The sequence below is a fragment of the Paenibacillus sp. FSL H8-0283 genome (assembly GCF_045040675.1).
Lineage (GTDB): Bacteria > Bacillota > Bacilli > Paenibacillales > Paenibacillaceae > Paenibacillus > Paenibacillus amylolyticus.
The window spans coordinates 857,708-869,807 of sequence record NZ_CP150295.1 but is presented as its reverse complement, the minus strand read 5'-3'; the positions used below and the strand labels follow the sequence as shown (position 1 = coordinate 869,807).

Genomic DNA, 12,100 nt, shown 5'->3' with positions numbered 1-12,100 from the left:
CAAAAATATTTAAATTTTTAAAAGATTTCCGGACAAGATCACGCCAGATCGCTAGTAGCTTCCTCAACCTGTGCGCCGCTCACTCGTTCCAGAAGAACTTGTTTGATGTGATAGTTCTCGGTATCCACAACGGTCCAGACATAATCGCCGTGTTCTACCGTGTCGCCTTTTTCCACACCTACACCCTTCTGGTACTGGATCCATCCAGCAACGGTATCCATCTCTTCATTACCTTCAAAGCTAAGTCCGAACTGCCGCTCCACTTCATCCAAAAGTACCCGGCCATTAATGAGATATTGATTCTCTCCGGTTTCCTGGATATCAGCCACCTCATCGGCATCGAATTCATCGCGAATCTCACCAACTAGCTCCTCCAGAATATCCTCCATCGTAATGATACCCGAGGTACCCCCATATTCATCCACGACCACGGCCATGTGTACACGTTCCTGCTGCATTTTAATCATCGCATCCTGGATACTTGTAACTTCGGAAACAAATGGGATCTCACGAACGAATTCGCTTAGTTGATATGATCTTGCGGCTACCATGTCAGGCAAAATCTTTTTCACATTCACAACGCCGATAATGCGGTCCTTGTCCCCATCCTCGATGACAGGGTAACGTGAATAGTTATGTTCATCCAATATAGGAATAATATCGTCATAAGTCATATCCTGATCTAATGTCACCAGTTCCGTACGCGGCACCATGATGTCTTTGGCATCACGTTCGTCGAACACAAATACATTTTCCAGATACGAAAGCTTGGTCTTGTTGTTCTCGTCACCTTCGTAACTCTGGTTCATGATGATTTTGATCTCATCCTCCGAGTAGGCTTGATCATGTTTGGCAGGCTTTACACCGAATCCTCGCAGAAGAACACGTGAAGTTCCATTAAGCGCCCAGATGAACGGATACATGATTTTACCAAACCAGTATAGCGATGGGGCGAGCATTAATGTCAGTTTTTCTGAGAATTGAATCGCCAACGTTTTCGGTGCCATCTCACCAACAACCACGTGCAAGAACGTGACGAGGATAAAGGCAATCGCATAGGAAGCAATCGACGAGATTGAAGCAGGTACATCTAAATAATTGAATACCGGATATAACAATCTCTCAACCGTCGGTTTTCCGAGCGCTCCCAGTCCCAGAGCAGTGACCGTAATACCGAGCTGACAGGCTGACAGATAATAATCCAAGTCCGAGACAACTTTTTTAGCCAATACGGCCTTTTTATTGCCCTCCGCGACCAGTTGATCCACTCTTGATGTACGAATTTTGACTACAGCAAATTCCGATGCTACGAAAAATGCAGTCAATGCAATCAAGATAATAAGTAAAACGATATTCAATATGGTAATTATGTCCAATGATTTCCCCGGTTCTCAGGGATTCACCTCCAGAGATAGTTACAGCGTGATCCGTTAACTGTGTTAACCATTCATCAACTGTTAGTCTTTCAACACGACGTCTGCCTTATATAAAATTGATTTCAATGATATCTTTTGTATAAGTCTTACGTTTGACCTTGTAAAATTACAAAACAGGAATTCAAGATGAAGTCAATGACTTGCAGAAACTTCTTCATTCAAATCGGGTTACCCCTCATGCTGTCAATTGTTCCTCGCTTAACTCCACCTAGATTCGCCATTTGGACAATTTACAATATCGCCTACCCAATAGATATCCACCTCCCCTCGTACTCATTCCTGTTTCCGAAAAGTATACCATGTTTCCCGCTCAACCATCCAGTTGCACGTTATGGTTTGCCACAAGCTTACAGTATAATGTTCACAAATTAGTCTCTATGTATGTTACATACTTTATATAATATGATTGATATTACCTCGTAATGTGATATTGTTCACATGTTTAGTATAGTCCAATTTATAAAAATACTACCCCTTACTTTAGGGCATTAAACATGCCGGATCTCCCTGATTTAATCCCGTTTTGAATCTTCCCCATATTCTTTCCCGTTTGGACAAGTCCGGCCTTATGCACAAGATACATCTATATACGTATCAAAGAGCCCGCAAGATGCAAATACCTTTCCGGTATACATCTTTACGGGCTCTTATATTCATTCTATACGAGTGCTTTGGCAGCAATATCCGTTCGCTGATGTTTACCATCAAAGTGGATACGCTCCGCCTGTTCATAAGCTTTGTTTCTAGCTTCGGCAATATCCGCACCAAGGCCAACTACACCCAGGATCCGTCCACCATTCGTAACCCAGTCTCCTGCTTCACTACGTGCTGTACCTGCGTGGAATACCACGGCATCTTGCACTTGATCCAGTCCTTCAATGACTACACCTTTGGCATAAGGACCCGGATAACCTCCTGAAGCAAGCACCACACATACTGCGGCTTCATCACTCCATTCAATCTCAATATCAGCCAGCTTGCCATGAACGGTTGCCCAGAAGATATCGAACAAGTCGCTCTTCAGACGTGGCAATACAACCTGTGTTTCCGGATCACCAAAACGTGCGTTGAACTCAATCGTTTTGGGTTTGCCATCCGGCGAGATCATCAGTCCGGCAAATAATACCCCCTGGAACGGACGTCCTTCGGACACCATTGCTTTGGCAGTTGGTTTGATGATCGTCTCCACGGCTTCCTCAATAATAGAAGCAGGGATATGTGGTAATGGTGAGTATGTACCCATACCGCCTGTGTTTGGCCCCTGATCATTGTCGAATACAGGTTTGTGATCCTGTGCCGCCGCCATCGGGCGAACCGTCTCCCCATCAACAAAAGCCAGAATGGACATTTCCTGCCCTGCGAGGAATTCCTCGATAATTACTTTGGCTCCTGCTTCACCAAATACTTTGTCCACCATGATACTGCGAAGTGCCTGATCAGCCTCTTCACGCGAATAAGCTACGGTCACACCTTTGCCCGCTGCCAGTCCATCTGCCTTGATGACAACCGGAATTGCTTGCTCATTCAGGTATGCTTGAGCTTGTTCGTAGTTGTCGAATTTTTCATAGGCTGCGGTTGGAATGTTGTATTTGTGCAGCAGGTCCTTCATGAACGTTTTACTTCCTTCGATCTCTGCTGCATTACGACGGGGTCCGAATACCGGAATACCTGTCGAATCAAATGCATCCACAATCCCATCCGCAAGCGGATCATCCGGACCAATAACCACCAGACCTACTTTAAGCTCTACAGCAAGAGCCGTTAGTTTATCGAATTCATTCACCGCAATGGCATGACACTCAGCCAGCTGAGCAATGCCTGCATTTCCCGGTGCACAGTGAATCTTGTCTACCTTTGGACTCTTCGCCAGTGCCCAGATGATTGCATGTTCCCGGCCACCGCCGCCTACTACCAGAATATCCATTCGCTCTGTTCCCCTCCGTGCATAACTGAATTTGTTACGCTATTGCGTGTTGAAAAAACTAAAAAATAGGGGGTGTACCATAAGTCATTAGCATGACAGGCGACACCCCTTATTTAAACCTTTTTCGTTCTAGTGTTTGAAGTGACGAACGCCTGTGAAGACCATGGCAATTCCGTATTCATTGGCTACTTTGATGGATTCTTCATCTTTGATCGAACCACCAGGTTGGATCACTGCTGTAATTCCCGCTTTTGCTGCCAGTTCCAACGTATCACCCATTGGGAAGAACGCATCAGATGCCAGAATAGCACCTTTTGCTTGCTCGCCCGCTTGCTCAATCGCGATTTTGGCCGCACCCACACGATTCATTTGTCCAGCGCCCACACCCACCGTCATATCATTCGCAGCAAGTACAATCGCATTGGATTTCACGTGTTTAACTACTTTCCAGCCAAACAAGAGCTGTTTCAGTTCTTCTTCCGATGGCGCACGATCCGTTACCACGTTCAGTTCACTCGCTTCGATGGAGTGTACATCGGACTGTTGCACGATCATGCCACCGTCGATAGACGTTACCACGAATTGGCTCTCCCGTTTACGAGCAGCATTCAGTTCGCCTGTTTTGAGCAAACGAATGTTTTTCTTTTTCGTCAGGATATCGAGAGCCTCTTGTGTAAAATCAGGAGCAAGTACGATTTCCAGGAAAATCTCGCTCAACTTGCCTGCTGTATCGCTGTCGATAATACGGTTTGCTGCCACAATGCCACCAAATATAGATGTTGGATCTGCAGCATATGCTTTGCCGTAAGCTTCATAGATACTTGCGCCAATACCTACGCCGCATGGGTTCATATGTTTAACCGCGACAACGGCTGGTTCTTCAAACTCTTTGACGATCTGCAATGCTGCGTTCGCATCGTTGATGTTATTATAAGACAACTCTTTGCCGTGCAATTGCTCGGCTGTTGTCAACGTATCTTGAGCAGCCAGCGGTTTGCGGTAGAATGCCGCCTGCTGGTGTGGATTTTCGCCGTAACGCAAATCTTGGAGTTTTTCGTAAGTAACCGTTAGACGCTCTGGCAATGGATCGCCATTTACGTTGGACAGGTAGTCGGAGATGAGTGCATCGTAAGCCGCCGTATGACGGAACACTTTTGCCGCAAGCCGTTTGCGAGTTTCGAGAGTGGTATCTCCATCGTTGCGCACTTCCTCCAGCACTTGGCTGTAATCAGATGCGTCTACAACGACACTGACAAAGGCATGGTTTTTGGCTGCCGAGCGAAGCATCGTTGGACCGCCAATATCGATGTTCTCGATGGCATCTTCGTATGCTACGTCCGGTTTCGCAATAGTCTCTTGGAATGGATACAGGTTCACGACAACCAGATCGATATAGCCGAGACCGAGTTCTTCCATTTGGCGTGTGTGCTCTTCGTTATCACGCACAGCCAACAACCCACTATGAACTGCCGGATGCAATGTTTTGACACGTCCGTCCATGATTTCGGGGAATCCGGTCACATCCGAAATTCCGATGACAGGTACGCCTTCCTTCGACAACAGGCTGCTTGTACCTCCTGTCGAAATAATCTCCACACCCATTTGCGACAGCTCGCGGCAAAAGTCCACGATGCCCGTTTTATCCGATACGCTAACCAGCGCTCTTTTGATACTCACAATATGCTCCTCCTTTAATGTCCCATGGCTTCGCGTTTCCTGACGAAACACAGCCGATTTATTTCCCGAGAAATATCACAAAATGCGTACCAATATTCGACTTCTGTTATAGAAGTTGAACCAAGATGTTTACACGGGACACTCCGATGACAGAACAACCTTCCAATCGCTGTTATCCCCAGATTTTTTGATTCCCTTTTCTTAAAGGGAAAATCCGGTGATAAAGGCGAACGCTTCGCTTTTTCAGGTTTTTTCTGTCCTCTCCGTTAATGTGTAAAAAAATTCAACTTATATCAAACCGGTTTGTTAACAGTCACGTGACGTCCGTCTAACTGAACCAGACCTTGCGCGAACCAGGAAACAACTTCAGGGTATAACTGCTGTTCAGCCGCATGAATGGAACGGCTGATTGACTCAGGCGTATCCTCTGGCAAAATGGGAACCGGATGCTGGGCAATAATCGGTCCGGTATCCATGCCTCCGTCCACAAAGTGCACGGTCACACCCGTAACTTTCACACCGTATTCCAATGCCTGTCCAATCGCATCCTTACCTGCAAATGCCGGTAGCAAGGACGGATGAATGTTAATCAACCGCCCTGCGTAACGATCCACCACAACGGAAGTCAGCAATCTCATATATCCGGCAAGAACGACCAGGTCGATCTTTTTGGATTCAAGCACTTCCACGATCTCTGACTCATAGGCTTCACGGGAAGCATAATTTTTCGGAGTAAACAGATGACATTCCACGCCTGCGTCCTGTGCCCGCTGCACAACACGTGCAGATGGTTTATCACACACGAGCAGATCAACGGATGCATTCAGCCCACCATTCCGTACTGCATCGACCAATGACTGAAAGTTAGTCCCTTCACCCGAGGCAAATACAGCTATGCGGTAGTTCGCCATTAAACATCCGCTCCCGTGAAGGTTACTCGCGCATCTCCTTCAGTAACACGGCCAATGATGTACGCTTCTTCACCAGATGCTTTCAGTTGTTGCAGCGCTTCCGATGCATCTGCTTCATTAACGACCAGTACAAGCCCGACACCCATGTTAAATGTGGTGAACATGTCACGGTTCGAAACAGCACCCTTTTCCTGTAACAGGTTGAAGATTGGCAGGATCGGCCAAGAGCCGTAGTCAATATCCACATTCACGTTGCTAGGCAACATACGTGGGATATTCTCGATGAAACCACCACCTGTAATGTGAGCCATACCTTTTACTTTTACCTTTTCCAGCAAGGACAACAGGGGTTTAACATAGATCTTTGTAGGTTCCAGCAGAGAATCACCCAGCTTACCGCCCAGTTCCGCTACTTCATCATGCAGATCAAGTCCTGCATCTTCCAACAAAAGTCTGCGTACCAGCGAGAATCCGTTACTATGCACACCGCTGGAAGCAAGTCCAATCACTGTGTCGCCAGGGGCGATGGTTGTACCGTTGATGATCTTCGCTTTGTCCACGATGCCCACCGTGAATCCGGCAATATCGTATTCGCCTTCACTGTACATGCCCGGCATCTCCGCCGTCTCGCCACCGATCAACGCACAACCAGATTGATGACACCCTTCAGCGATACCCGCGACAATAGCTTCAATCTTCTCAGGAATGACTTTGTCACATGCCAGATAGTCAAGGAAGAAGAGTGGTTCTGCACCCTGTACCACAATGTCGTTCACACACATCGCTACCGCGTCGATTCCGATGGTATCGTGACGGTCCATGGCAAATGCAATTTTCAGCTTGGTGCCTACGCCGTCTGTACCGGATACAAGCACCGGCTCATCGTATTTATCTTTGTTCAAACCGAACAGGGCACCGAATCCACCCAGATCCGTCATCACTTCCGGACGGAAGGTACGCTTCACGTGTTTTTTCATCCGTTCAACCGCTTCATTACCTGCCGCGATATCAACGCCGGCCTTTTTATATGCTTCGGACAAGTGGAATCATCTCCTTTTTTTTCGCCCCACCTAAATCCTCCCGCCCGGGAGGACCCCATAGGACCTTGGCAGGCCCTCTGGACACCCGCCAAAAAAAGCGGTGCAGAGGTGGCTGGTGTGATCTTGCTATGGTTGATTCGTGCGTGATCTCGCGGGATTGTTCGCCGATTCCGTTGGCTGCAAGCCATCGGTCAGCGAACCCCGCTCAGCTACGCTGCGGGCAAGCCCGCTGGGCAGCTGCTTCGCTCGGCTGCCTGGCCCCTGTTGCTCCGCAAAGCGGGGCTTGAGGGCGCGGGCTTGGCCCGGGGCAGCTGCTTCGCCTGGCTGCCTAGCCCCTGTTGCTCCGCAAGGCGGGGCTTAAGGGCGCGGGCTTGGCCCGGGGCAGCTGCTTCGCCTGGCTGCCTAGCCCCTGTTGCTCCGCAAGGCGGGGCTTAAGGGCGCGGGCTTGGCCCGGGGCAGCTGCTTCGCTCGGCTGCCTGGCCCCTATTGCTCCGCAAGGCGGGGCTTGAGGGCGCGGGCTTGGCCCGGGGGCAGCTGCTTCGCCTGGCTGCCTAGCCCCTGTTGCTCCGCAAAGCGGGGCTTAAGGGCGCGGGCTTGGCCCGGGGGCAGCTGCTTCGCCTGGCTGCCTGGCCCCTGTTGCTCCGCAAGGCGGGGCTTAAGGGCGCGGGCTTGGCCCGGGGCAGCTGCTTCGCCTGGCTGCCTAGCCCCTGTTGCTCCGCAAGGCGGGGCTTAAGGGCTAACAGCTGCAACCGAATTTTTCCTCGCCGCCAAAATCGAGGCGGGTTGGGTAATCATGATCAAAACATGCGAGACATAGTCCGCCCTTCGGATCATCCTGATTATCTCCCTGAATCGATGCAATCAGTCCATCCGGACTGAGGAACTCTAGGGAGTCAGCATTAATTTCACGGCAAATTTCTTCCACCGACAACTGTGAAGCAATTAATTCACGGCTGTCAGGCGTATCAATACCGTAGAAACACGGGTTTTTAAAAGGTGGTGATGTAATCCGTACATGTACTTCCGTTGCTCCTGCATCACGCAGCATGTTCACGATCCGTCGGGAAGTTGTTCCCCGTACGATGGAGTCGTCAATCATAACCACACGTTTGCCTTCCACAACACGACGCACAGCGCTCAGCTTCATCTTCACGCCCTGCTCCCGCAATTCCTGGCTTGGCTGGATAAACGTACGTCCAGTGTATTTATTCTTGATCATACCCATCTCATACGGAATACCTGTCTGTTCAGCATATCCAATGGCCGCCGAGATGCTGGAATCTGGTACCCCCGTAACCAAGTCCGCATCCACAAACGACTCAATCGCCATCCGGCTTCCCATCCGTTTACGCGCAGCATGTTGGTTCGTACCATTCATATCACTATCCGGACGAGCAAAATAAATATATTCCATCGCGCATAATGCCTTGCGGTGTTTGTGATGATCAAAGCGATCCTCATGTAGACCATCTGCATCCAACACAAGTAGTTCACCCGGTTCAATGTCACGTATTAACTCTGCGCCAATTGTTTCCAGTGCACACGTCTCGGATGCAAACAGATACGCATCTCCCAGCTTACCCATCGTCAGCGGACGAAGTCCGTGCGGATCGGAAGCCACGAGCAGTTTGTCATTGGTCATGATCAGAAATGCATAACCACCCACAATGCGCTGGAACGCCTCTTTTGCCGCTTCCACAAGCCCTTTGGAGGATCGTGCAATTAGATGCGCAATGACCTCGGTATCACTTGTTGTTTGGAAAATGGACCCGCTCTGCTCCAGCTCGCGCCGGATCGTTGGTGCATTCACAATGTTCCCGTTGGTCGCTACCGCCAAATCGCCATCACGGTATTTGAATACCAATGGCTGTGCGTTTGTCAGTTTACTGTCACCACTTGTGGAATACCGGACATGTCCAATGGAAATATCCCCGGTCAGCGTCTGCATCAGGTCTTTGGTGAATACTTCCTTCACCAGACCCATGCCGCGATGATAGTTAAACTGGCTGCCATCACTCACACACATGCCTGCACTTTCTTCGCCCCGATGTTGCAGCGCATGCAGTCCATAATAGGAGAGCGAAGCCGCGTCAGGGTGTCTGAACACCCCGAACACACCGCATTCTTCTTTCAATTTGTCGAGTCCTTCCTTGCCGGACCCTTCATTATAATAATCGCCTGTCCACAACGGTCCTGTCGTCAGTTCATGAGACATGGAATCGCATCCTCCCAGACCTGAGCCAAACCTCCTACAGGTTCGCTCACGGCTGATGTTCCGTTCAATTCAATCGTCAGGTTACTTCCTTCTACACGTCCAATCACAGCAACAGGTACACCGCGCTCACGTACAAATGCTTCAAGTTTACCCGCTTGCTCTGGCGTAGCCGACAACAAGATACGGGATTGGCTCTCACTGAACAGGGCGTGATCTGCACGAAGTGCAGTCTCCACATTCACCTGTGCTCCTACGTTACCACTGATACAAGACTCTGCGAGTGCTACAGCCAAGCCACCTTCAGACAAGTCATGTGCAGAGCGAACGAGTCCGGATTGGATCGCTTCCAGCACCGTGCTGAGCAGCGCTTTTTCCGTTTGCAAGTTCAGTTCTGGTGGACGACCTTCCGTCTGACCATGAACCGCGTATTGCAGCTCGCTGCCACCCAGTTCAGCTTTTGTTTCACCGAGGAGGATGATAACATCACCTTCGGATTTGAATGCTTGCGTCGTGATATGATCCGTGTCATGAACGAGACCTACCATACCGACAACTGGCGTTGGATAGATGGAGCCTTTGGCGTTTTCGTTATACAGACTTACGTTACCACCGATGACCGGTGTATCCAGCACACGACAAGCTTCCGCCATACCGTCTACCGCTTTTTCCATTTGCCAGAAAATATCCGGTTTCTCCGGATTACCGAAGTTCAGGTTGTCCGTAATCGCCAGCGGCTCAGCACCGGAACATACAATGTTACGCGCTGCTTCACTTACGGCAATCCGTCCGCCAACTTCAGGATCAAGGTACACATAACGTCCATTACAGTCCGTTGTCATTGCGAGACCTTTGCGTGTGCCACGAATCGTAACTACAGCCGCATCCGAACCCGGGCGAACGGCAGTGCTTGTACGCACCATGTAGTCATATTGATCATAAATCCATTTTTTACTTGCTACTGTTGGTGATGCCAGCACTTGTTTCAGTGCTCCGCCGAGATCCGACACTTCGTCATAACGAAGCGTGTCGATGGAAGCACTTTGCTCGTAGTAGGCAGGTACAGAAGAAGGTTTGTCATACACTGGACATTCGTCAACCAAAGCCGTTACCGGCATATCTCCGACCACTTCGCCGTGGTGGATCAATTTCAGACGACCATCATCTGTTACTTTACCAACTTTGGCACAGATTACGCCCCAACGTTCAAAGATTTCCATCGCCTGCGCCTCATCCTTCGGCTCAACAACGAACAACATCCGTTCCTGGGACTCTGACAACATCATCTCGTAAGGCGTCATGCCTTCTTCACGCTGTGGCACCTGATCCAGATACAGTTCCAGACCGTTACCCGCTTTACTTGCCATCTCTGCACTCGAACATGTCAGACCCGCAGCACCCATATCCTGAATTCCGAGCACGATGCCCGTGTCGATCAATTCCAGACAGGATTCCATCACCAGTTTCTCCATAAATGGATCACCAACCTGAACAGCTGTCCGTTGTGACTCGGATTCTTCCGTCAATTCAACCGATGCAAAGGTTGCTCCATGAATACCATCCCGCCCTGTTGGTGGCCCAACATAATACACGGGGTTTCCTACACCTTTAGCTACGCCGCGCTGAATCTTGTCATGATCAATCAGACCCACACACATCGCGTTAACCAGCGGATTGCCTTCATAGCTCTCATCAAACATCACTTCGCCACCAACGGTAGGAATACCGATACAGTTACCGTATCCAGCAATACCCGCTACCACATGTTCGAACAAATATTTAACGCGATCACTCTCCAGCTTACCGAAACGAAGGGAGTTCAGTATGGCTACCGGTCTTGCACCCATGGAGAAAATATCACGGATAATACCGCCCACACCTGTTGCCGCACCTTGATAAGGCTCAACTGCGGAAGGATGGTTATGGCTTTCAATTTTGAATACAACGGCCTGATTATCACCGATATCCACGATACCGGCACCTTCACCAGGTCCCATCAGGACACGTGGTCCAGTCGTTGGGAAACGGCGCAGCAATGGCTTGGAGTTTTTATAAGCACAATGCTCGGACCACATTACACTGAACACACCAATTTCCGTGTAGTTTGGCTTGCGCCCCATGAACTCACAGATCAGCTTATACTCGCTGTCAGATACGCCCATTTGTGCGTAAAGTTTATGTTCTGCGACCTGTTCTGCTGTTGGTTCCTTAGCGGATAGCTGCTGCGTCATGCCGATCCCTCCATGCTTTCAAAATAGATGTAAACATACGTTTGCCGTCTTCCGAACCAAACAGTGAATCCACTGCACGCTCTGGATGCGGCATCATGCCGACCACGTTTCCAGCCTCGTTACAGACTCCTGCAATATCACCCAGGGAACCGTTCGGGTTGGTCCCGTACGTAAATACGATCTGGTTGTTCGCTTGCAGACTCGCAAGCGTCTCCTCGTCGCAATAATAGTTTCCTTCACCGTGAGCAATCGGGATGATAATCTCTTCGCCCGGTGCATAGTCACGTGTAAATGGTGTATCTGCGTTCGCCACTTTCAATACCGTATCGTGACAACGGAATTTCAGGGAAGTGTTACGGATCAATGCACCTGGAAGCAATCCCGCTTCCGTCAGGATCTGGAATCCGTTGCAAATACCAAGAATATATTTACCTTGTTCAGCAGCCTTCGCTACCTCGTTCATTACCGGTGCAAAGCGGGAAATCGCTCCGCAACGCAAGTAGTCACCATAAGAGAAACCACCCGGAACTAAAATACAATCATAAGCCGAAAGATCTGTAGCCGTGTGCCATACATAATCAACCTCTTGCCCAATGGCATCTTCCACTGCCTTATAACAGTCGATGTCGCAGTTGGAGCCAGGGAACACAAGAACTGCAAATTTCATGA

9 protein-coding genes are annotated in these 12,100 nt (G+C 49.4%); 1 reads left to right on the top strand and 8 read right to left on the bottom strand.

The features are described from left to right. Positions 1 to 38: 38 nt before the first annotated feature. From MHI52_RS04045 to purM, 5 genes are all read right to left on the bottom strand, one after another. A complete protein-coding gene (locus MHI52_RS04045; RefSeq protein ID WP_076253832.1) occupies positions 39 to 1,376 on the bottom strand; it encodes a hemolysin family protein in 1,338 nt (445 codons plus the stop codon). Positions 1,377 to 2,094: 718 nt separating this feature from the next. Beyond that, positions 2,095 to 3,360: a phosphoribosylamine--glycine ligase gene (gene purD / locus MHI52_RS04040; RefSeq protein ID WP_405158511.1), complete on the bottom strand. Its 1,266-nt coding sequence runs from the start codon at positions 3,358 to 3,360 to the stop codon at positions 2,095 to 2,097. Positions 3,361 to 3,489: 129 nt separating this feature from the next. Then, positions 3,490 to 5,037 carry a bifunctional phosphoribosylaminoimidazolecarboxamide formyltransferase/IMP cyclohydrolase gene (gene purH, locus MHI52_RS04035; protein WP_036606066.1) on the bottom strand — a complete coding sequence of 516 codons (1,548 nt, stop codon included), beginning with the start codon at positions 5,035 to 5,037 and terminating at the stop codon, positions 3,490 to 3,492. Positions 5,038 to 5,330: 293 nt separating this feature from the next. Continuing rightward, entirely contained in the window at positions 5,331 to 5,948 is a 618-nt protein-coding gene (purN, locus tag MHI52_RS04030) for a phosphoribosylglycinamide formyltransferase (protein ID WP_036606067.1), read from the bottom strand. Then, positions 5,948 to 6,988 carry a phosphoribosylformylglycinamidine cyclo-ligase gene (purM, locus tag MHI52_RS04025; protein WP_101314736.1) on the bottom strand — a complete coding sequence of 347 codons (1,041 nt, stop codon included), beginning with the start codon at positions 6,986 to 6,988 and terminating at the stop codon, positions 5,948 to 5,950. The genes purN and purM overlap by 1 nt, the downstream gene beginning before the upstream one ends. A 128-nt stretch (positions 6,989 to 7,116) precedes the next feature. Between purM and MHI52_RS04020 the strand changes: the two genes are divergently transcribed. Next, a complete protein-coding gene (locus MHI52_RS04020; RefSeq protein WP_405158510.1) occupies positions 7,117 to 7,275 on the top strand; it encodes a hypothetical protein in 159 nt (52 codons plus the stop codon). Between the two features lie 449 nt (positions 7,276 to 7,724). Here MHI52_RS04020 and purF read toward each other — a convergent pair whose 3' ends face one another. The 3 genes from purF to purQ are packed head-to-tail and all read right to left on the bottom strand — an operon-like array spanning position 7,725 to position 12,098. Continuing rightward, positions 7,725 to 9,203 carry an amidophosphoribosyltransferase gene (gene purF, locus MHI52_RS04015; RefSeq protein ID WP_036606069.1) on the bottom strand — a complete coding sequence of 493 codons (1,479 nt, stop codon included), beginning with the start codon at positions 9,201 to 9,203 and terminating at the stop codon, positions 7,725 to 7,727. After that, positions 9,188 to 11,431, bottom strand: a complete 2,244-nt coding sequence (gene purL / locus MHI52_RS04010) for a phosphoribosylformylglycinamidine synthase subunit PurL (protein ID WP_127551762.1) — start codon at positions 11,429 to 11,431, stop codon at positions 9,188 to 9,190. The genes purF and purL overlap by 16 nt, the downstream gene beginning before the upstream one ends. Continuing rightward, positions 11,409 to 12,098, bottom strand: coding sequence for a phosphoribosylformylglycinamidine synthase subunit PurQ (gene purQ / locus MHI52_RS04005; RefSeq protein WP_036606071.1), 690 nt, complete (start codon positions 12,096 to 12,098; stop codon positions 11,409 to 11,411). Before purQ ends, purL begins: the two co-directional genes overlap by 23 nt. Positions 12,099 to 12,100 lie beyond the last annotated feature (2 nt).

Coding starts and splice junctions, on each gene's coding strand:
- purD (WP_405158511.1), bottom strand. CDS start 3,360: ATGGATATTCTGGTAGTAGGCGGCGGTGGCCGGGAACATGCAATCATC.
- purN (WP_036606067.1), bottom strand. CDS start 5,948: ATGGCGAACTACCGCATAGCTGTATTTGCCTCGGGTGAAGGGACTAAC.
- MHI52_RS04020 (WP_405158510.1), top strand. CDS start 7,117: ATGGTTGATTCGTGCGTGATCTCGCGGGATTGTTCGCCGATTCCGTTG.
- purF (WP_036606069.1), bottom strand. CDS start 9,203: ATGTCTCATGAACTGACGACAGGACCGTTGTGGACAGGCGATTATTAT.
- purL (WP_127551762.1), bottom strand. CDS start 11,431: ATGACGCAGCAGCTATCCGCTAAGGAACCAACAGCAGAACAGGTCGCA.
- purQ (WP_036606071.1), bottom strand. CDS start 12,098: ATGAAATTTGCAGTTCTTGTGTTCCCTGGCTCCAACTGCGACATCGAC.